Source organism: Faecousia sp., assembly GCF_048519415.1.
Classification (GTDB): domain Bacteria; phylum Bacillota; class Clostridia; order Oscillospirales; family Oscillospiraceae; genus JAZOXB01.
Genome location: NZ_DBFZUT010000056.1, coordinates 1 through 18,756, shown reverse-complemented (window position 1 = coordinate 18,756; position 18,756 = coordinate 1). Strand labels below are relative to the sequence as shown.

19 protein-coding genes and 1 other RNA gene are annotated in these 18,756 nt (G+C 63.0%); 7 read left to right on the top strand and 13 right to left on the bottom strand.

Translation table 11 applies throughout. The features are described 5' to 3' along the window. Positions 1-27 precede the first annotated feature (27 nt). From ACMKFF_RS05945 to ACMKFF_RS05930, 4 genes are all read left to right on the top strand, one after another. Positions 28-1,737, top strand: a complete 1,710-nt coding sequence (locus tag ACMKFF_RS05945) for a class I adenylate-forming enzyme family protein (protein ID WP_419496368.1) — start codon at positions 28-30, stop codon at positions 1,735-1,737. Then, positions 1,734-2,462, top strand: a complete 729-nt coding sequence (locus ACMKFF_RS05940) for a heparan-alpha-glucosaminide N-acetyltransferase (RefSeq protein WP_419496367.1) — start codon at positions 1,734-1,736, stop codon at positions 2,460-2,462. Before ACMKFF_RS05945 ends, ACMKFF_RS05940 begins: the two co-directional genes overlap by 4 nt. Positions 2,463-2,579: 117 nt before the next feature. Further along, complete coding sequence (locus tag ACMKFF_RS05935; RefSeq protein ID WP_417324705.1) at positions 2,580-3,212, top strand: TetR/AcrR family transcriptional regulator; 633 nt, start codon at positions 2,580-2,582, stop codon at positions 3,210-3,212. A gap of 5 nt (positions 3,213-3,217) precedes the next feature. Beyond that, entirely contained in the window at positions 3,218-4,093 is an 876-nt protein-coding gene (locus ACMKFF_RS05930; RefSeq protein WP_349135773.1) for a DegV family protein, read from the top strand. A 57-nt stretch (positions 4,094-4,150) separates the two neighbouring features. Here ACMKFF_RS05930 and recR read toward each other — a convergent pair whose 3' ends face one another. The 13 genes from recR to ACMKFF_RS05865 form a co-directional block, all read right to left on the bottom strand. Beyond that, positions 4,151-4,750: a recombination mediator RecR gene (gene recR / locus ACMKFF_RS05925; protein WP_367927074.1), complete on the bottom strand. Its 600-nt coding sequence runs from the start codon at positions 4,748-4,750 to the stop codon at positions 4,151-4,153. After that, positions 4,750-5,094: a YbaB/EbfC family nucleoid-associated protein gene (locus ACMKFF_RS05920; protein WP_419496366.1), complete on the bottom strand. Its 345-nt coding sequence runs from the start codon at positions 5,092-5,094 to the stop codon at positions 4,750-4,752. Before ACMKFF_RS05920 ends, recR begins: the two co-directional genes overlap by 1 nt. A gap of 35 nt (positions 5,095-5,129) precedes the next feature. After that, a complete protein-coding gene (gene dnaX, locus ACMKFF_RS05915) occupies positions 5,130-6,725 on the bottom strand; it encodes a DNA polymerase III subunit gamma/tau (RefSeq protein WP_419496365.1) in 1,596 nt (531 codons plus the stop codon). Positions 6,726-6,850: 125 nt separating this feature from the next. After that, positions 6,851-7,114, bottom strand: an RNA gene (ffs, locus tag ACMKFF_RS05910) — signal recognition particle sRNA large type. A gap of 27 nt (positions 7,115-7,141) precedes the next feature. Continuing rightward, complete coding sequence (locus tag ACMKFF_RS05905; RefSeq protein WP_349135779.1) at positions 7,142-7,372, bottom strand: acyl carrier protein; 231 nt, start codon at positions 7,370-7,372, stop codon at positions 7,142-7,144. A 112-nt stretch (positions 7,373-7,484) separates the two neighbouring features. After that, on the bottom strand, positions 7,485-8,603 hold the full coding sequence (gene rpoD / locus ACMKFF_RS05900) for an RNA polymerase sigma factor RpoD (RefSeq protein ID WP_419496364.1): 1,119 nt from the start codon (positions 8,601-8,603) through the stop codon (positions 7,485-7,487). Positions 8,604-8,606: 3 nt separating this feature from the next. Then, positions 8,607-10,358: a DNA primase gene (gene dnaG / locus ACMKFF_RS05895; protein WP_419496363.1), complete on the bottom strand. Its 1,752-nt coding sequence runs from the start codon at positions 10,356-10,358 to the stop codon at positions 8,607-8,609. Between the two features lie 14 nt (positions 10,359-10,372). Continuing rightward, positions 10,373-11,389, bottom strand: coding sequence for a deoxyguanosinetriphosphate triphosphohydrolase (locus ACMKFF_RS05890; protein WP_367927078.1), 1,017 nt, complete (start codon positions 11,387-11,389; stop codon positions 10,373-10,375). A gap of 36 nt (positions 11,390-11,425) precedes the next feature. Continuing rightward, positions 11,426-12,052, bottom strand: a complete 627-nt coding sequence (locus ACMKFF_RS05885; RefSeq protein WP_417324715.1) for a YigZ family protein — start codon at positions 12,050-12,052, stop codon at positions 11,426-11,428. Further along, positions 12,049-13,320 carry a GTPase HflX gene (gene hflX, locus ACMKFF_RS05880; protein WP_419496362.1) on the bottom strand — a complete coding sequence of 424 codons (1,272 nt, stop codon included), beginning with the start codon at positions 13,318-13,320 and terminating at the stop codon, positions 12,049-12,051. The genes ACMKFF_RS05885 and hflX overlap by 4 nt, the downstream gene beginning before the upstream one ends. A 133-nt stretch (positions 13,321-13,453) precedes the next feature. Next, positions 13,454-13,654 (bottom strand): 50S ribosomal protein L31, encoded by a 201-nt coding sequence (rpmE, locus tag ACMKFF_RS05875; RefSeq protein WP_349135785.1) that lies wholly within the window; start codon positions 13,652-13,654, stop codon positions 13,454-13,456. A 128-nt stretch (positions 13,655-13,782) separates the two neighbouring features. After that, positions 13,783-14,190: a hypothetical protein gene (locus tag ACMKFF_RS05870; protein WP_419496361.1), complete on the bottom strand. Its 408-nt coding sequence runs from the start codon at positions 14,188-14,190 to the stop codon at positions 13,783-13,785. Positions 14,191-14,257: 67 nt separating this feature from the next. Then, positions 14,258-15,391, bottom strand: a complete 1,134-nt coding sequence (locus ACMKFF_RS05865) for a nucleotidyltransferase family protein (protein WP_419496360.1) — start codon at positions 15,389-15,391, stop codon at positions 14,258-14,260. 131 nt (positions 15,392-15,522) lie between these two features. On the opposite strand from ACMKFF_RS05865, the gene ACMKFF_RS05860 reads away from it, so the two are divergent. The 3 genes from ACMKFF_RS05860 to ACMKFF_RS05850 all read left to right on the top strand — a co-directional run bounded on the left by ACMKFF_RS05860 (position 15,523) and on the right by ACMKFF_RS05850 (position 18,641). Continuing rightward, the gene (locus tag ACMKFF_RS05860; RefSeq protein ID WP_419496359.1) at positions 15,523-16,722 is read left to right on the top strand and encodes an acetate/propionate family kinase; all 1,200 of its coding nucleotides are present in this window, start codon (positions 15,523-15,525) and stop codon (positions 16,720-16,722) included. A 63-nt stretch (positions 16,723-16,785) separates the two neighbouring features. Beyond that, positions 16,786-17,988, top strand: coding sequence for a peptidase T (gene pepT / locus ACMKFF_RS05855; RefSeq protein ID WP_367927084.1), 1,203 nt, complete (start codon positions 16,786-16,788; stop codon positions 17,986-17,988). A 92-nt stretch (positions 17,989-18,080) separates the two neighbouring features. Further along, positions 18,081-18,641: a TetR/AcrR family transcriptional regulator gene (locus ACMKFF_RS05850; RefSeq protein ID WP_418486686.1), complete on the top strand. Its 561-nt coding sequence runs from the start codon at positions 18,081-18,083 to the stop codon at positions 18,639-18,641. Positions 18,642-18,756 lie beyond the last annotated feature (115 nt).

Below are 18,756 nucleotides of genomic sequence, written 5' to 3'. Positions count from 1 at the left end.
GGAAAACCGATTTCAGGAGGCAAGCCTATGCCGATCTCTGCAGAAGCACCGTGGCTGAATTATTACGGTGCGATTCCCCGCACGCTGAATTATCCGCGCCTGACCATCTACCAGCTCGTCGCGCAGACCGCGCGCGAATGCCCGGATCTGCCCGCCTATGAGTTCATGGGCCGCAGAACGAGCTACCGCGATTTTCTGGCGCGCATCGACCGCGCCGCCCTCGCGCTCTACACCGCAGGCATCCGCGCGGGGGACCGCGTGACGATCTGCATGCCGAATACGCCGCAGGCGCTCGACTGCTTCTATGCACTCAATCGCATCGGTGCCGTGTCCAATATGATCCATCCCCTGTCCGCCGAGGAGGAGATCCGCTTCTACCTCGATGTCTCGGGCAGTCAGGCCATTTTAACGCTCGATCGCTTCTACGGCAAGGTAGCCGCGGCCGCCGCACGGGCCAAGCGCAAGCCGAAGCTCTGGATCGCCCGCCTGCAGCCGGAGCTGAAGCCGCTCATGCGCCTCGGCTACAACCTGACGCAGGGCCGCAAAACGCCGAAGCTCCCACAGGAGGGCTGCACGCTCTGGACGGACCTGCTGCGCAAAGCCGCAGGTACGCTTCCGCCGGACGACGGCCAGTGCGATGCCTGCGCCAGCATCCTCTATTCCGGCGGCACGACCGGCACGACGAAGGGCATCTGCCTTTCCAGCTACAATTTCAACGCTCTTGCGCTGCAGACCATCGCAGCCAGCGGCTATGAAAGCATCCGCGGCTGCACGATGCTCTCCGTCATGCCCGTGTTCCACGGCTTCGGCCTCGGCATCGGCATCCACACGGCGCTCGTCGGCGGAGCCTGCTGCATCCTCGTGCCGAATTTCAACATCCGGACCTATGCCGACCTGCTGCGCAAAAAGCACCCGAACTTTATTCCCGGCGTGCCGACGCTGTTCGAGGCTCTGCTGCGCACGACCGGGTTGGAAAAGCTCGACATGTCGTTCCTCATGGGCGTATTCTCCGGCGGCGACTCCCTGTCCGTGGAGCTGAAGCACAAGGTCGACGCCTTCCTGCGCGCGCACAACGCGAAGGTGCAGATCCGCGAGGGCTACGGCACGACGGAATGCGTAACGGCCAGCTGCCTGACCCCGGTCGTCACCGCGCGCGACGGCTCCATCGGCATTCCCTTTCCCGATACGTTCTACAAGATCGTTCGTCCCGGTACGGCAGAGGAGGTCGCCCCCGGCGAGGAGGGCGAGATCTGCCTGTCCGGCCCGACGGTCATGCTCGGCTATCTCGACAATCCGAAGGAGACGGCGCTCGTTCTGCAGCGGCACAACGACGGCCGCATCTGGCTGCACACCGGCGACCTCGGCTGCATGGATACAGACGGCTTCGTCTATTTCCGCCAGCGCATCAAGCGCATGATCATCACCTCGGGCTACAACGTCTATCCAAGCCAGCTGGAGAATATCATCGACGGCAACGAAAACGTTCTGCTGTCGTGCGTCATCGGCGTGAAGGACCCCTATAAAATGCAGAAGGTCAAGGCCTTCGTCGTGCTGAAGCCGGGAGTCGCCCCGACGGAGGCAGTCCGGCAGGACCTGATGGCCTACTGCCGCAAGCGCATCGCCAAATATGCAATGCCCTATGAGATCGAATTCCGGGAGGAGCTTCCCAAGACGCTCGTCGGCAAGGTCGCCTACCGCGTGCTGGAGGAGGAAGCGGAAAAGGAGCAGCACGCATGACGAAAGAGACTTCCCTTCCCGCAAAGCAGCGTATCTGGGAGCTGGATGCCCTGCGTGGGCTGTGCATCCTGTGCATGGTCGCCATCCACGCCTTCTGGGACCTGAGCGCCTTCGGCGGCTTTGCCTTTGACCTGCCCGGCTGGTTTCTGTTCTGCCGGCAGTACGGCCACATTCTGTTCATCCTGCTCTCCGGTCTGTGCGCCACGCTGGCCTCGCGCAGCTTTCAGCGCGGCGTGTATGTGTTCGGCGCGGCTCTCGTGATCTCGTATGTCACGTTCTTCATGGTCAACGTTCTGAACTTCCCGAGCGACATGCTCATCTGGTTCGGCATCCTGCATATGCTCGGCGTGTGCATGATGCTCTTCCCGCTGTTCAAGCGGCTGCCGGTGTGGGCGCTGGCCGTGCTGGGCGTTGGCTTCGTGGCGCTCGGCGTCTGGTTCGAGTCATTCCGTATCCCCGTGAATTTCCTGTTCCCGCTCGGTCTGCGCGCACAGGGCTTCTACTGCGGCGGCGACTATTTCCCGCTGCTGCCGGGCTTCGGCTGGTTTCTGCTCGGCGCGGTCATCGGCCGCACCGCCTACCGCAAAAAGCAGAGCCTGCTGCCGCGCGTGAACGCCGCAAATCCCGTCATCCGCTTTTTCTCGTTCTGCGGGCGGCATTCGCTGCTCATCTACATGCTGCATCAGCCCGTGCTGACCATCGGCACGATCCTGATCTTCGGCTGAACCATATTCCCGATTTGACGCGGGTCTGTTCGACGCGGAAGTGTTGACAGGCCCGCGCCGTTTTGTTATAATGTATCACAGATAGATAGTGATACTATCAGAAAGCTGGGGTGCCTTATGACCCAAAAGGAGCTGCGCGAGCAGAACCGCGCCGCCGTCATTCGGGCGGCACAGGGGCGCTTCCTCGCCCAGAGCATTGACAAGACCACCATCGCCGAGATCGCCGAGGACGCCGATCTGACGCCGATGTCCGTCTACCGCTATTTCGGCAGCAAGCAGGCCATTGCCGTCGCCGTCGCCAATCATCTGCTCGACGCATATCTCGCCGAGCACAGTGCGCGCTGCGAGGCCGCCCGGAGCGGCGCGCCGGAGAACGGTTATGAGACGTTTTCCCGCATATTGGGCGCATATATCGATACCTACGAGGCCCATCCGGAATACATCCGCTTTCTGCAGGACATGGCGTTCTACGCCCTGCGCGAGCAGCTGACGGAATCCGTGCGCTACATGTGCTTCAGCCGCCCCGTGGCGACCGGGCTGGACAAACCGGGGCGCGAGGCGCTCGTGCGCGGCATGGAGGACGGCTCCGTCCGCCGCGACCTCGATCTTGAGATGGTCTACCTCAATCTCGTGAACCTGCTCACGGGCGGCGTCAATTTCCGCATTCTGATCGACGAAGCAACACAAATGAAGATCATCCGCTCGTCTGCGGAGATCCTTCTGTATTATGTAAAGAACTCCGGGAGGTAAGAACGATGGAAAAGAATTATGTTGTGATGACCGACTCCTCTGCTGACCTGAATCCGGCACTGGAGCAGGAGCTGGGCGTGGATATCATCCCGCTGAGTGTCAACTGCGGCGACCGGACCTTCCTGGACTATCCGGATGAGCGCGAGATCAAAACCAGCGAGTTTTACGGCATGCTGCGCAGCGGCGCAAACGCCAAGACCGCAGCCGCGAACGTCGAAACGTTCCTCACGGCAATGTCCCGCCATCTGGAGCAGGGCAAGGACGTGCTGTATCTCGGCTTCTCATCCGGTCTGAGCAGCACCTACAGCGCCTCCGAGATTGCCGCGCAGGAGCTGCGCGAGCGCTATCCCGAGCGGAAGGTTCTGACGGTCGACACGCTGTGCGCCTCCATGGGCCAGGGCCTGCTGGTTTGGCTGACCGTGCAGGAGCTGAAGCACGGCGCAACGCTGGAGGAAGCCGCAAAGTACGCTGAGGACAACCGCCTGCACCTGTGCCACTGGTTCACGGTCGACGATCTGTTCTTCCTGAAGCGCGGCGGCCGCGTCTCGGCGGCGACGGCCCTCGTCGGCAGCGCGCTCGGCATCAAGCCCGTGCTTCATGTGGACAACGAAGGCCACCTCATCAACGTCTCGAAGGCCCGCGGCCGCAAAAATTCCATCCTCGCGCTGGTCGACCGCATGGAGAGAAGCGCCATTGAGCCGGAAAAGCAGACCGTCTTCATCAGCCACGGCGACTGCCTTGCAGACGCGGAATTCCTGGCGCAGGAGGTCCGCCGCCGCCTGCACGTCCCGCGCATTGAGATCAACTACGTCGGCCCGGTCATCGGCGCGCACTCCGGTCCCGGCACACTGGCCCTGTTCTTCCTCGGAACGGAGCGCTGAGGCCCATAAAATGATAGAAAAAACGCTGCGGTCCCCGGTTAGATCGCAGCGTTTTTTTTAGATGTCTCTTCTGCCCTCGAGCGCACGCAGAAGCGTGACCTCGTCGGCATATTCCAGCTGACTGCCGACGGGGATGCCGTAGGCAAGGCGCGTCACGCGCACCTCCAGCGGGCGCAGCAGGCGGGAAAGATACATGGCGGTCGCCTCGCCCTCCGTGTCCGGATTCGTGGCCATGATGACCTCGCGCACGCCGCCCCTGCCGACGCGCTCGAGCAGCTCGCGGATGCGCAGATCATCCGGGCCGACCTGATTCAGCGGGGAGATCACACCGTGCAGCACATGGTACACGCCGTGGTATTCCCGGGCGCGCTCCATGGCGACAACGTCCTTCGGCTCCGCCACGACGCAGATGAGGCCGTGGTCGCGCTCCTCATCCTCGCAGATGGGGCAGACGTCGCGATCCGTCAGGTTCTGGCACACGGGGCACAGGTGGACGGATCTCCGCGCCTCGAGCAGGGCGTCGGCGAATTCCTCCGCCTCCTCCTGCGGCTGGGACAGTAAGTAAAACGCCAGCCGCTGCGCCGTCTTGCCGCCGATGCCCGGCAGCTTGGCAAACTGTTCCGTCAGCCGCTCCAATGCGGCGGGAAAAACGCGCATCAGAACAGGCCGCCGAGATTCAGGCCGCCGGTCAGGCGGGACATATTCTGCGACGCCTCAGCCTCGGCCTTGCGCATGGCCTCGTTCACCGCGGCGACGACCATATCCTGCAGCATTTCGACGTCCTCGGGGTCCACGGCCTCCGGGTCGATCGTCAGGGAGACGACCTCGTGCTTGCCGTTCACGATGGCCTTGACCACGCCGCCGCCCGCAGCAGCCTCATACTGCTTGACCTCAAGCTCCTCCTGCATTTTCAGCATGTCCTGCTGCATTTTCTGGGCCTGCTTGATCATGTTCATGTTCATGCCGCCGCCCATCGGGCCGCGGAAACCGCCTTTTGCCATAGTGACATTCTCCTTTTTCAAGTTGGAATTTATTCTTACTTCAGATCTACCAGTTCCGGATGTTCTTCTCCGAAGCTCACGAGCCGCGCGAAGCTCTTGTTCGGCTTCTCTGCCTTACCGGAGGCGATGCGCACCCGCACGGACCTGCCCAGCAGGGCCGTGGCAGCATCCGCCACCGGCTGAAGGACCTCCGGCTTGTTGATGAGGTTCCGCACGAATTCCGTCTCCATCCGCAGCTCCAGAAGGTCCCCATGCAGCGTGCCGCACACCGGCGCGTTGTCCTGCGTGGAGAACATGGCCTGCTCCGGGAGCGGGAGCGTCGTTTTCAGCCGCTTGACGAGCTCCGGCCAGAAGCCCGGCGGGGCCTCGGACGGCGCAGACTGCTGCGGCTCCGGGGCAGCCTCCGGCTCCTCCGACTCCTCCGGCGCTGCGGTTTCCTGCTGTGCCTGCTCCGCCTGCGGCGCAGCCGCGACGGGCACGACGCCGCGCGCCAGACGCTCCTCCACGCGGCACAGGCGGGCATTGAGCGACTCGGCGTCCAGACTGGCCTCCGGCTCGCACAGGCGCACAAGGCAGAGCTCGGCGTCGATGCGGCGGTTCGCGCTGGCATTGAAGCCCGCCGCCGTATCGCGCAGGACGGCCGTGATGCGCAGCAGCTCGCCCGGGCTGAGCAGCGGCTGCAGCGTGCGCAGCTCCTGCGGCGTGCAGATGCCGGAGATCATCTGGATCCCGGCCTGCGGGGCCGTGCGCAGGATGAGCAGGTCGCGCGCCACGGCGCACAGCTCGTCCAGCATGGCGCCGAGGTCCTTGCCCTCGGCATACTGCGTGTTGAAAATCGAGAGTGCTGCAGCCGCATCATGCCTGCCGACGGCCTCCATGAGCGCCGCCGTCTGCCGCGCGCCCGCGAGGCCGAGGACCTTGCAGGCCTCGTCGACCGTCACCGCGCCCTGCGCAGCGGAGGCGCACTGGTCGAGCAGGCTCACCGCATCGCGCAGACCGCCGTCTGCCAGCCGCGCCAGAAACGCAGCCGCATCCGGCTCGAGCTCGATGCTCTCCTGATAGGCGATATAATTCAGACGGCCCACGATATCCTCCGGCACGATGCGCCGGAAGGCAAAGCGCTGGCAGCGCGACAGGATCGTGGCCGGCACCTTATGCAGCTCCGTCGTCGCCAGAATGAACAGCAGGTGCTCCGGCGGCTCCTCGATGATCTTGAGCAGGGCGTTGAACGCGCTCAGCGAGAGCATATGCACCTCGTCGATGATATACACGCGCTTTTTGACCTCCGCCGGGGTATAGACGGCGTCGTCGCGCAGAGCACGGACGCTGTCCACGCCGTTATTCGAGGCGGCATCGATCTCCAGCACGTCCATGCACGCGCCCGCATCGATGCTCCGGCAGGCGGCGCAGCGGTTGCAGGGGTTGCCGTCCTGCGGATTTTCGCAGTTCACGGCCTTGGCCAGAATTTTGGCGCAGGTCGTCTTGCCGGTGCCGCGCGTGCCCGTGAACAGATAGGCATGGCTCAGGCGGCCGGTCTGGAGCTGATTCTTCAGAGTCTGGGTCACGCCCTGCTGACCGACGACGTCGTCAAAGGTCTGCGGGCGGTATTTGCGGTAAAGTGCCTGATACATGTCATCATCTCCCAGTGCATAGTATACGCGAAAACGGCGCAAATTGCAATCGCGCCGGTGCAAAAAACGCGCGGGAGGGGCGTCCCTTCCGCGCGTTCTATTGTCCATTCCGATCCATGACAAGATCGCACACCCATATTTGAATCCGGAACCATTTCCGTTTCCCGAACAGCCAGCTCAGCAGCGGCGTCCTTGCGGCACACGGACAGATCCGCTTAATGCTGCTCGGTTCCCCGCCTGACATGGTTCACGGGAGCCCGTTGCGCAAGACCGATGCCTCAACACCGCTTATTCGGACAGCAAAACAGCACGAACCCGGGTATGGGAGTTCATCCCTGCTATAGCGGATTGCAGGTCACAGGGCACCGCTATCTCCCCGACTAGTGCGACCTTGTCACAGACCGGAACGGCCTGATTCAGCCCTCGTTCAGCTTCTTTTCAATGTAATCGGCAAGCTCACCAATGGTGGTCAGCTCTGCCATATCGTTCTGGTCAAAATCCACGCCGAGCTCTTCTTCCATGTCCATCATCATTTCGACCATGTCCATCGAGTCGAGCTGCAGGCTCTTAAACGTCGTATCCCAGTGCAGCGAATCCTTCGGGAAATCGAACTGCTCTGCCAGATATGTCGTGATCCGTTCAAACATCGTTCTTCGCTCCTGTCTTTGACGCGCTGCAAAGTCGCGCCTCTCTCCTCTCTATATCATACGGATTTTTTCCGTAAAGTCAAGAGAAATTTTTTCAGGGGCGTTCCAGCTGTCATCCTAAAAAGTCTTTCAGCACTTTAGAACGCGACGGATGGCGCAGCTTGCGCAGAGCCTTCGCCTCAATCTGGCGGATGCGCTCGCGTGTGACGTTAAATTCTTCCCCGACTTCCTCCAGCGTATGCATGCGGCCGTCCGTCAGGCCGTAGCGCAGGCGCAGCACGCGCTCCTCCCGCGGCGTGAGCGTCTTCAGCACGCCCGCCAGCTGCTCGCGCAGCATGGCATAGGACGCGGCGTCCGCAGGCTCCTCGGCCTCGTCGTCCTGAATGAAGTCGCCGAGGTGGCTGTCATCCTCCTCGCCGACCGGCGTCTCGAGTGAGATGGGCTCCTGCCCGATGCGCATGACCTCCTCGACCTTCTCCAGCGGGAGATGCAGCTTGTGCGCGATCTCCTCGGGCGACGGCTCGTGGCCCAGCTCCTGCAGCAGCTCATGGTTGGCGCGGGAGACGCGGTTGATGGTCTCGACCATGTGTACCGGAATGCGGATCGTGCGGGCGTGGTCGGCAATGGCGCGGGAAATGGCCTGTCGGATCCACCAGGTCGCATAGGTGGAGAATTTATAGCCCTTCGTGTAGTCGAACTTGCCGACGGCCTTGATGAGGCCGAGATTGCCCTCCTGGATGAGATCGAGGAACGGCAGGCCGCGGCCGACATAACGCTTTGCGATGGAAACGACGAGACGAAGGTTGGCCTCCGTCATTTTTTTCTGGGCCTCTTCATCGCCCTCGGCCATGCGCACGGCGAGCTTGTGCTCCTCCTCCAGCGTGAGCAGGGGGATCTTGCCGATCTCCTTGAGGTACATGCGCACCGGGTCGTTCAGGCTCATATTTTCGGAGAGATCCTCCGTGTCGATGATCTTCTCCTCCTCGATCAGCTCGAGGTCCTCCTCGCTCGGGAGCATCTCCACCGGCTTGGACAGCAGCTCCACGACGTCGGAGACATCGATCTCCACTCCGGCCTCGTCCAGCGCCTCGTAGATCAGCTCCGTCTGCTTTTCATCCGCATCGATCGCCTCGAGCGTATCGATGAGGTCCTTGGAGGCGATCTTTTTCTCCCGCTTCGCCTTTTCCAAAAGCGCGCGGAGCTTCTCGTTCATCTGCACCTGTTCTTCCATCGCTTACGAACCTCCATATCCTTTTTTCTTCTTCAGATCCCGCTGCATGGCAAGCAGGTCGCTGGCGTCGCTCACGCGCGCCTTGGCCCGCTCCTCACGCAGGATGCGCAGGTAATCCGCCAGCGCCGTTTCGGACAGCGGCGGCTCCTGCTTCTGCAGCACGGCCGTCAGATGCGCCATTTCCGCCGGGCTCAGGCTGTCCGCCAGCGCCGCAGGCGTGATGGCAAGATCGTTCTGCCACCGCTCGCGCAGAGCGGCATAGACCCGGCCGAACAGCGGCACGGAGAAATCCTCCGCCGTCAGGCCCTCCGTCTGCGCCAGCAGAGCAGGCTCGCGGAACAGCATGCGCAGCAGGCCCTCCTCCGCCACGGCGGAGCGGACGTTGTCGTAGCGCAGCTCGCGCTGGAACGGCTGAACGGCTGCGGCCGGGTCCATCTCCCGGCGCGTCTCCTCGCGCTTCTCCTGCCGCAGCAGGCGCTTGCGGGCGCGGTCGATCTCCATGCGCAGCACGTCCGGCGAAAGCCCTGCCGCCTCGGCGGCACGCGTGCCGTAGACCTCGCGCTCTACCGCCGTGCCGAAGCCCGCGATAAGGGCGGCGGCCTGCTTGGCAAATTCCACCTTCTGCTCGTCCTGTGAGAGGTCAAAGCGCATCTGCAGTGAGCGCAGGCGGTACTCTGCCTGATTTTCGCAGCTCTCCAGCAGCAGGCGGAAGCGGTCCGCGCCGTATTTCTTCAGGAATTCATCCGGGTCCTTTGCGCCGCGCATCCGCAGGATGCGCACCCGCAGGCCCGTCCGCTCCAGCATGGGGATGGCACGCTGGGTGGCGTTCTGCCCGGCCTCGTCGCCGTCGTAGGTCAGCACAAGCTCATCGGTATATTTGGACAGCATGTCCGCGTGCTCCTGCGTCAGCGAGGTGCCGAGCGAGGCCACCGCACAGTCGAAGCCATATTGATGCAGCGCGATGGCATCCATATAGCCCTCCGTGAGGATGATGAATTCCCGCTTGCTTTTCTTGACGACATTCATGGCGAAAAGGTTCCGCCGCTTGTTAAAAATAATCGTTTCCGGCGAGTTCAGGTACTTCGGCGTCGAATCGTCCATGACGCGGCCGCCGAAGCCGATGACATTGCCGCGCACGTCGATGATGGGGAACATCAGGCGGTTGCGGAAGCGGTCATAGAGCGTCCCCTTGTCGCGGTTCTGGCTGAGGAGGCCCGCCTCAAGCAGTTCCTCCTTCGTGTAGCCCTTTGCCGTCATGACGTCAAGCAGAGCCGTCCAGCGATTCGGCGAATAGCCGAGGCCGAAGCGTGTGACCGTCTGGCCGGAGACACCGCGCTTCTGCAGATAGGCCCGCGCCTCCTCTCCCGCCGGGGTCTTGAGCTGGGCGTGATAGAACTGTGCCGCCGCGCGGCACAGTGCCCAGAGCCGTTCTTTTTTCTTATACTGCGACTGATAAGCGCCATCGTCCGGGACCTCGAGGCCCGCGCGCTTTGCCAGAAAGCGCACGGCGTCGCCGTAGGTGAGGTTCTCGATCTCCATGATGAAATTCACCACGCCGCCGCCCTTATGGCAGCCGAAGCAGTAGAAAATGCCCTTCTCCGGCGCAACGGAGAACGATGGCGTCTTTTCGCCATGGAAGGGGCAGAGGCCAAACAGATTGCTGCCCCGGCGCGTCAGCGCGACATATTGCCCGACGACGTCCTCGATGGGATTCCGGGCGTTGAGTTCATCCAGAAATGCCGGGGGAAAAGCCACGGCTCTGCCTCCTTTCAGCCACGCACCTGCCAGCCGGTCGGAATGAACAGCTCGTCATACTTGTACATGGCATATTTGTCCGTCATGCCCGCGATATAATCGCACACGACGCGCGGAAGTCCCTCGAACGTGAGCTGCGGCTGGAAATCCTGCGGCAGCGCCTCGGGATGGGCGATGTAATAGGTATAAAGCTCCTGCAGGATGCGGCGGGCCTTGGATTCCTCGCCCTTGGCGACCGGATTCTTGTAGACGCGCTCAAACATGAACTGGCGCAGCGCCTGCATGGTCTGCTCGATCTCGGGCGTCATGCCCAGCTCTCCCGTGCCGCGTGAGTGGAAGATCATATCCGTCACGAGCGTATTGATACGCTCGCGGTGGGTCTCGCCGAGCACGTCGGAGATCTCGCGCGGAATGTCGTCATTCGTCAGGATCCCGGCGCGCATGGCGTCGTCGATGTCGTGGTTGATATAGGCGATCTGGTCGGATTTGCGTACAATCTGGCCTTCGAGCGTCTCCGGCATGCGGCTGTGGCTCGAATGGCCGAGGATGCCCATGCGGACCTCATAGGTCAGGTTCAGGCCCTGCCCGTCCTTCTCCAGTACGTCTACAACGCGCAGAGACTGCTCGTTGTGGCGGAACGGCTCGCCCATGACCTCCGTCAGCGCAACCTCGCCCGCGTGGCCGAACGGCGTATGGCCGAGATCGTGGCCGAAGGCAATGGCCTCGGACAGGTCCTCATTCAGGCGCAGGGCGCGCGTAATGGTGCGCGCGATGCGCGCGACCTCCAGCGTGTGCGTCATACGCGTGCGGTAGTGATCGCCCTCCGGCTGCAGGAAGACCTGCGTCTTGTGCATAAGGCGGCGGAAGGACTTGCTGTGCAGGATGCGGTCGGAGTCCCGCTGATAGCAGGTCCGCACGTCGTTTTCCTGCGGCTCCTCCGGCCGCGGGCGGCCGCGCGTGGCATCGGAAAACTGCGCACGCTCACTGAGGCAAAGGTGCTCGGTCCATTCCAGTTCTTCCCGGATCGTCATCGGCATTTCCTCCCGTCTGTCGCTCGGCGCGTCCGCTCAGGGAAGCGGGAACGCGCGGTATTCCTGTTTTCCGATCAGCCCCTCGATCGTCCCGGCCGAAAGGTCGGTCACCCGCTCGAGGAAGCCCTGCGTCTGCTCCTCCGGCAGCAGCAGATCCAGCTCGACATCCGCGCCGAACTGCGTCTCGCGGATCATGCCGCCGAATGCGGCGACCTCGAGGCGAATGCGCTCATACCAGCTGTAGGGGCACGGCAGATAGACATTCGTCCAGATGCGCTTGATGGAGCGCCCTGCGGCGTCCACGGCGATCTTGGCTCCGTGAGCATAGGCGCGCACAAGGCCGCCCGCGCCGAGCAGGATGCCGCCGAAATAGCGCGTCACAACGCACGTTACATTGTAAAGCTCCTCCCGCTGCAGCACCTGCAGCACCGGCATACCTGCCGTGCCGCCCGGCTCGCCGTCATCGGAAAAGCGCGTTGCGCCGTCGCGGATGATGTAGGCGTAGACGTTGTGGGTCGCATCCCAGTACTGCTCGCGCATCTGCTTCAGCCGCGCGAGCGCCTCCTCCTCCGTCTCCGTCAGGAAGATGTGTCCGATGAAGCGGGAGCGGCGCTCGATGAACTGTGCCTCGCCGTCGCCGGTGGGGACGAGATACTCCTTCATGCCTCCGGCTCCTTTACAAAGCGCTTCAGGCGGCCGAACAGCTCCTCGCGGCAGACGGCCTCGACCTCGACGCCCTCCGGCAGGTAATCCACACGGAGTACCTGCGCCTGCTCGTGCAGCTGGGCCAGCGCGCCCGCGTCGGAATACGGCAGCAGGAACACGGCCCGGTGGAGCTGGCCCGTCAGCGTCTCCTCAATGCGCGTGAGCAGCTCGTCCATGCCGATGCCGCTGCGCGCACACATGGGGATATTCTTCTCGCCAATGGGGAGATTCGAGACGTCGCCGACGAGGTCGGCCTTGTTATAGCAGCGCAGCACGGGCACGCCGGGCTTGGCCAGCTTGTCGATCAGCCGGTCGACGACCTCGATGTGCGCCTCGCGGTGCGGGTCGGACGCATCGATGACATGCAGCAGCAGGTCCGCATACTGCAGCTCCTCCAGCGTAGCCTGAAAGGCCTCGATGAGATGATGCGGCAGCTTGGCAATGAAGCCGACGGTATCGGACAGCAGGATCTCCAGATGATCCGACACCTTCAGGCGGCGGGTCGTCGTGTCCAGCGTGTCAAACAGCCGGTCGTTGGCCGGGATGCCCGCGCCCGTAAGAGCGTTGAGCAGGGTGGACTTGCCTGCATTCGTGTAGCCGACCAGCGCCACGACGGGCATGGAGTTCTTCACGCGGCGCTCACGCTGCGTGGCGCGCACGCGGCGCACCTCGTCCAGCTCCGCCTGCAGGCGGGTGATGCGCTCGCGGATGTGGCGGCGGTCCGTTTCGAGCTTCGTCTCGCCGGGGCCGCGCGTGCCGATGCCGCCGCCCAGGCGGGACATCGAAGTGCCCATGCCGGAGAGCTTCGGCAGCAGGTACTGATACTGCGCCAGCTCGACCTGCAGGCGGCCCTCGGCCGTTTTGGCGCGCTGGGCAAAGATATCCAATATCAGGGCGCTGCGGTCCAGGACGGTCGCATCCGTCAGCTCCTCCAGCGCGCGGATCTGGGACGGCGAGAGGTCGTTGTCAAACACAACGAGCGTCGCGCCCGTGCTCTCGAGCAGCGTGCGCACCTCCTGTGCCTTTCCCTCGCCGATGAAGCTGTGCGGGTCCGGCGTGTGGCGGTTCTGCAGCACCTTTGCCTCACAGATGCCGCCCGCCGTCTCGAGGAGAGCCTCCAGCTCGTCCAGCGACTCGTCCGTGGCGTTCTCCTCCGGCCGGAAGCAGTCCGCGCTCAGGCCGACCAGGATGGCCTTCTCTGCTTTGACTCGATCATTCTGCTGCATGACTACCTCCAAAATTCTGACTGGGCTCCTCACAGCCGCCGCCCGGAGCGGCCGGCGGCAGGAGCTGCGTATTTTCCCGAAAAAAGTATGAAAAAAGTCCGCACCGATACGATGCAGACTTTTCGTTCATTCTTTACTTCAGGCCAAACTTCTTGTTAAAGCGGTCAACGCGTCCGCCGGTATCAACCAGCTTCTGCTTGCCGGTATAGAAAGGGTGGCACTTGGAGCAAATTTCGACCTTGATGTCCTTCTTCGTGGAACCGGTCTCAATGATCTCACCGCACGCGCATCGAATCGTCGTCTGTTCGTACTTCGGATGGATTCCTTCCTTCATTGCTTTCACCTCTTTCTCGTTTCGTAAAAGGGCATGATGCCCCTCTTATTTTCAATGCCCGACTATCTTACCACAGTTTTCGCAGAATTGCAAGCATTATTTTTGCTTTTTTTCTTGGAAAAACCGGTTTACGCCTGCGGCATTTCGGACGGATCGGCCGGAGTCAGGCGGATCGTGTTCGACCAGAAGCCCATGCGGATGGACGCCTTGACATAGGCGGCAGGGGCCTCCGGCGTCAGTGTGAACGTCAGGTCCTCACAGCGGCGCGTCATGCCGCAGGTCATGTGCAGCGTGTGCGTCCCCATCGGGAGCGGAATGCGGATGCTCTCCTTGTTGGCCAGATGGCCGTAGGGCTGGCCGTCCAGATAAATGCCGTAGCCTGCCGCGATGCCGACCGGGGAGCCCATGCGGTAGATCTGCAGCATTCCCCAGCCGTTGTAGCGGATCGGTGTGCCGCATTTGGTGCAATTGCAGAAGCCTGCCGCGTTCATGACTTCGCCGCAGGACGGGCATTTGAGCCGAAGCATAATTGCCATTTTTCTCTCTCCTTTTCCGTGCGCCGTGCGCATCTGGAAATGATTGTATGGGAAATGCTGCCCGATGTCAATCCCTTTGCACATAGACGCGCGATTTCGGTACAGGCTCCGCGGGCCCGTTCTCCCGGAACAGGCCGTAAAGTGCGCGGCAGCGCCGCTCCGTTTCCGCAAACGCGCAGTCCTGTGCGCGCTCTCCCGCATGCAGGAGCGAGAGCCCGCCCTGCGCCGCCCGCAGGATGGCCCGGCCGTCCGCATCGAGCGCCAGCACGCGCACATAGGGCACAGACTCGGTCAGCTGCTGCTCCGTCAGGCCCAGAAAGCCGCACAGGAGCATCCGCATCAGCCGGGTGCGCGGATAGCGCTTCGATTTTGCGGCTGCGAGGATGCCCTCCAGCGACGCCTCCGTGCGGCAGGCATGCATCACCTTCTGCCACAGGCCCTCGGAGCCGAACGGCAGCGCGGCGAACGCTTCCTCCCCCATGGCCCGCAGGCGCGCAAGCATGGCCCGCTCCCCCGCCGCCAGCCTATATCGCGGTGCAGCGGCCTGCACGGCCCGCGCAGCCTCCGGCATATAGCCCGTCCAGTCCGCCTGCCCGCGCAGGAAGCTGGCCGAAGGCGCATCCGCAGCACTCCCGCCGTGATAATCCCCCGCGCGGTGCAGCACGAGCGGCCGCATGGCAGACCCGCGCCGCAGCAGGGCCTTGCAGTATTCCACCGCAAGAATGGAATTGGGCCGCTCCAGCAGCGCCGCACCGGGCGCGCCAAGCCGTTCCAGCACCCGCTGCCGCGCCGCCGGGAACGAGGCGCCGCCCGCAAGCTCCTGCTTCAGCAGCGGCACAAGCTCCGGAGACAGCAGCGTTCGCGCCGTAGCCAGCAGGGCCTCCGCATCGCCGCTCTCGCTGCCGAAGCACAGCGCCTCCGCGCAGCCGAGGCGGTCGAGCAGCTCCACGCCGCCGTCCGCAAAGCCCTCTGCCGAGCGGAGCGCATAGCTTGGCGGCAGCTCGAGCACCAGCGCCGCCCCGCAGCGAACGGCGGCCTCGGCCCGTGACGCAGCCGGGATGACAGCGGGCTCGCCCCGCTGGACATAGTCCCCGCTCATCACGCACACCGGCGCATAGCCCGCCTCCCGCAGCACGGCGAGCTGATGGGCATGGCCGTTGTGGAAGGGGTTGTATTCGCAGATGATTCCGGCGATCCTCACAAAAAATTCCTCATTTCCCAAAAAAGCACTTGTATCATGCGCCAATTTATTATAGAATAAAGCCGTATGTGTTAATACTATCACGAAATTGAAGAAAAGAAAACAATGTTTTTACAGGAGTTGACACAACCATGAAAATTCTCGTGATCAATGCAGGCAGCTCTTCGCTGAAGTACCAGCTGATGGACCCGACCTCCGGTGAGGTCTTCGCCAAGGGCCTGTGCGAGCGCATCTACATCGATGGCAAGCTGACACACAAGGTCCCCGCCACCGGTCTGAAGGTCGAGCGCGACATCCCCATGCCCACGCATTCCGAAGCCATTGAGGCCGTCCTGTCCATCCTTGTCGATCCGGAGTACGGCGTTCTGAAGTCCACGGACGAGATCGATGCCATCGGCCATCGCGTGCTGCACGGCGGCGACAAGTTCGTCGAATCCTGCATCATCGACGAAGCCTGCAAGCAGGCCATCCGCGACTGCATCCCCCTCGGCCCGCTCCACAACCCCGCCAACCTCATGGGCATCGAGGCCTGCGAGAAGGTCATGCCGGGCAAGCCCCAGGTCGCCGTGTTCGACACTGCGTTCCATATGACCATGCCCCCGAAGGCCTATCGCTACGCCATCCCAACGAAGTATTATGAGGAAGATCACCTCCGCCGCTACGGCTTCCACGGCACGTCCCATCGCTATGTCTCCAAGCGCGCCATCGAGCTGATGGGCAAGCCCGCAAGCGAGCTGAAGATCGTCGTCTGCCACCTCGGCAACGGTTCCTCCCTCTCCGCCGTTGCGGACGGCAAGTGTCAGGATACATCCATGGGCCTGTCCCCGCTGGCCGGCGTTCCCATGGGCACCCGCGCAGGCGATATCGACACCTGCGTCGCGCAGTTCATCATGAACAAGTACAACATGACGGCCGACGAGTGCCTGACGATGCTGAACAAGAAGTCCGGCGTGCTGGCTCTGTCGAACGGCGTGTCCTCCGACTTCCGTGATCTCGAGGCCGGCGCCAGCAAGGGCGACGAAGCCTGCCAGCTCGCGCTGGACAAGTTCTGCTACGAGGTCCGCAAGTATATCGGCGCCTACGCCGCCGCGCTCGGCGGTCTGGACTGCCTGGTCTTCACGGCCGGCGTCGGCGAGAACGGCTGCACGAACCGCGCCGCCATCTGCGAGGGTCTGGAATTCCTCGGCGTCAAGCTCGACCCGGAGCGCAACAAGGTGCGCGGCGAGGAAGCCCTCATCTCCGCGGACGATTCCCGCGTGAAGGTCTGGGTCATCCCCACGAACGAAGAGCTCATGATCGCGCAGGACACTGCAGCGCTCTGCGGCAAGTAAGAAAAAATTTCTGCCCCGGCCAAACGCCGGGGCAGTTTTCGACAATTGGAAAGGAGAACGGATATGACGGTAACGGAACGCCTTCTGCACTATGTTTCCTTCGACACGCAGTCGGATGAGAGCTCGGAGACCTGCCCCTCGACCGCGAAGCAGAAGCTGCTCGGCGAAGCGCTCGTGGAGGAGATGCGCGCGCTCGGTATTGCGGACGCCCGCATCGACGCGGACGGCTATGTCTACGGCTCCGTGCCCGGCACGCCCGGTGCGCCCGCCATCGGCCTCATTGCCCATATGGACACCTCGCCGGACTGCTCCGGCAGGGACATCAAGCCGCGCATCGTGGAATACACCGGCGGCGACATCGCTTTGAACGACACGACGGCGCTCAGCCCTGCGGATTTCCCGATCCTGAACCGCAGCGTCGGCAAGCACCTGATCGTCACGGACGGCACGACGCTGCTCGGCGCGGACGACAAGGCGGGCATCGCGGAAATCCTGACCGCCGTGGAGGAGCTGCTGGCCGAGGGCGGCGCGCACGCGTCCCTGCGCATCGGCTTCACGCCGGATGAGGAGATCGGCCGCGGCGCGGACCGCTTCGATCTGGCGCATTTCGGCGCGGACTACGCCTACACCGTCGACGGCGGCACGCTCGGTGAGCTGGAATATGAAAATTTCAACGCCGCATCCGCCGTTGTGACCGTCCACGGGCGCAACGTCCACCCCGGCTCGGCCAAGCGCTGCATGATCAACGCGCAGCTCATCGCCATGGAGTTCCACGGTATGCTGCCGGTGCACGACCGCCCGGAGGCCACGGAGGGCTACGAGGGCTTCAGCCACCTGTGTGCCATGCAGGGTGAGGTGGAGCTGGCGACGCTCGAATACATCATCCGCGACCACGACCGCGCGTCGTTCGAGGCGCGCAAGGCGCTGTTCGAGTCGGCGGCGGCCTTCCTGAACGCGAAATACGGCGCGGGGACGGTCGAGGTCGCCCTGCGCGACAGCTACTACAACATGCGCGAGAAGATCGAGCCGCACATGGCCATCGTCGAGGCGGCGCAGCAGGCCATGCGCGATGCGGGCGTCACGCCGCGCGTCGTGCCCATCCGCGGCGGCACGGACGGCGCGCGCCTGTCCTACGAGGGGCTCCCCTGCCCGAACCTGTTCACGGGCGGCGAGAATTACCACGGCCGGTTCGAGTACGTCCCGGTCGAGGACATGGAGGCCGCCGTGCGCACGCTCAAGTGCATCCTGCGCAACGCAGCAAAATAATCCGCAAGCGGGGCCGCTCCGGCGGCCCTGTTTTTTTCCTTGCAAAAAATCCCGGTCTGTGGCATAATGGGCAGGAAAGGAAGGTGCAGCCCGTGACATCGCTGACCAAGCGTGCGATCCGCGCTTCGTTCCTGAAGCTGCTCAACGAGCGTCCGCTCAACAAGATCACAGTCAAGGACATCGTGGAGGACTGCGGCATCAACCGCAATTCGTTTTACTATCACTACCCGGACATCCCCGCACTGGCGGAGGAGATCGTGCGGGACGAGGCTGCACGCATCGTGCAGGAGTACCCGACGGTCGACTCGCTGGAGCAGTGCCTGGAAATTGCCGTGGAATTTGCCCTGCAGAACCGAACGGCCGTGCTGCATCTTTACAATTCCGCCAGCCACGAGGCCTATGAGCACAGCCTGATTGACATCTGCCACAGCGTGGTGGGCAGCTATTTTGACACGGCGTTTGCCGGGAAGGCTCTGCCGGAGGCGGACCGGGAGGTGCTGGTGCGGTTTTACCAGTGCGAGTGCTATGGTCAGATCGTGCTATGGATGAGTCAGGGCATGCAGGCGGACATCGTGGAGCAGTTCCGGCTGCTGTGCCACCTGCGGCAGGGCATGATGGAGGAAATGGTAGCTCGGTGTTGCGAGAAAAGTTAAAATTATTTGGGGACCACCGGCGAAGCCGGTGGTCCCCATTTTTGCAAATATTCGCCCCCGCCTGATTGGAAAATTGCTCAGCCGAAAGCTACGGAGGGAAGAAAAGTGTGAAAGG

Bases quoted from the DNA above. Each gene is read 5' to 3' on its own strand.
- pepT (WP_367927084.1), top strand. From the start codon at position 16,786: ATGACGGTAACGGAACGCCTTCTGCACTATGTTTCCTTCGACACGCAG.
- ACMKFF_RS05890 (WP_367927078.1), bottom strand. From the start codon at position 11,389: ATGACGATCCGGGAAGAACTGGAATGGACCGAGCACCTTTGCCTCAGT.
- ACMKFF_RS05920 (WP_419496366.1), bottom strand. From the start codon at position 5,094: ATGGCAAAAGGCGGTTTCCGCGGCCCGATGGGCGGCGGCATGAACATG.
- ACMKFF_RS05885 (WP_417324715.1), bottom strand. From the start codon at position 12,052: ATGAAGGAGTATCTCGTCCCCACCGGCGACGGCGAGGCACAGTTCATC.
- ACMKFF_RS05905 (WP_349135779.1), bottom strand. From the start codon at position 7,372: ATGTTTGAACGGATCACGACATATCTGGCAGAGCAGTTCGATTTCCCG.
- hflX (WP_419496362.1), bottom strand. From the start codon at position 13,320: ATGCAGCAGAATGATCGAGTCAAAGCAGAGAAGGCCATCCTGGTCGGC.
- dnaX (WP_419496365.1), bottom strand. From the start codon at position 6,725: ATGTATCAGGCACTTTACCGCAAATACCGCCCGCAGACCTTTGACGAC.
- recR (WP_367927074.1), bottom strand. From the start codon at position 4,750: ATGCGCGTTTTTCCCGCCGCATTGGAGCGGCTGACGGAACAGTTTGCC.
- ACMKFF_RS05940 (WP_419496367.1), top strand. From the start codon at position 1,734: ATGACGAAAGAGACTTCCCTTCCCGCAAAGCAGCGTATCTGGGAGCTG.
- ACMKFF_RS05870 (WP_419496361.1), bottom strand. From the start codon at position 14,190: ATGGCAATTATGCTTCGGCTCAAATGCCCGTCCTGCGGCGAAGTCATG.
- rpmE (WP_349135785.1), bottom strand. From the start codon at position 13,654: ATGAAGGAAGGAATCCATCCGAAGTACGAACAGACGACGATTCGATGC.
- ACMKFF_RS05860 (WP_419496359.1), top strand. From the start codon at position 15,523: ATGAAAATTCTCGTGATCAATGCAGGCAGCTCTTCGCTGAAGTACCAG.
- ACMKFF_RS05945 (WP_419496368.1), top strand. From the start codon at position 28: ATGCCGATCTCTGCAGAAGCACCGTGGCTGAATTATTACGGTGCGATT.
- ACMKFF_RS05930 (WP_349135773.1), top strand. From the start codon at position 3,218: ATGGAAAAGAATTATGTTGTGATGACCGACTCCTCTGCTGACCTGAAT.
- ACMKFF_RS05935 (WP_417324705.1), top strand. From the start codon at position 2,580: ATGACCCAAAAGGAGCTGCGCGAGCAGAACCGCGCCGCCGTCATTCGG.
- rpoD (WP_419496364.1), bottom strand. From the start codon at position 8,603: ATGGAAGAACAGGTGCAGATGAACGAGAAGCTCCGCGCGCTTTTGGAA.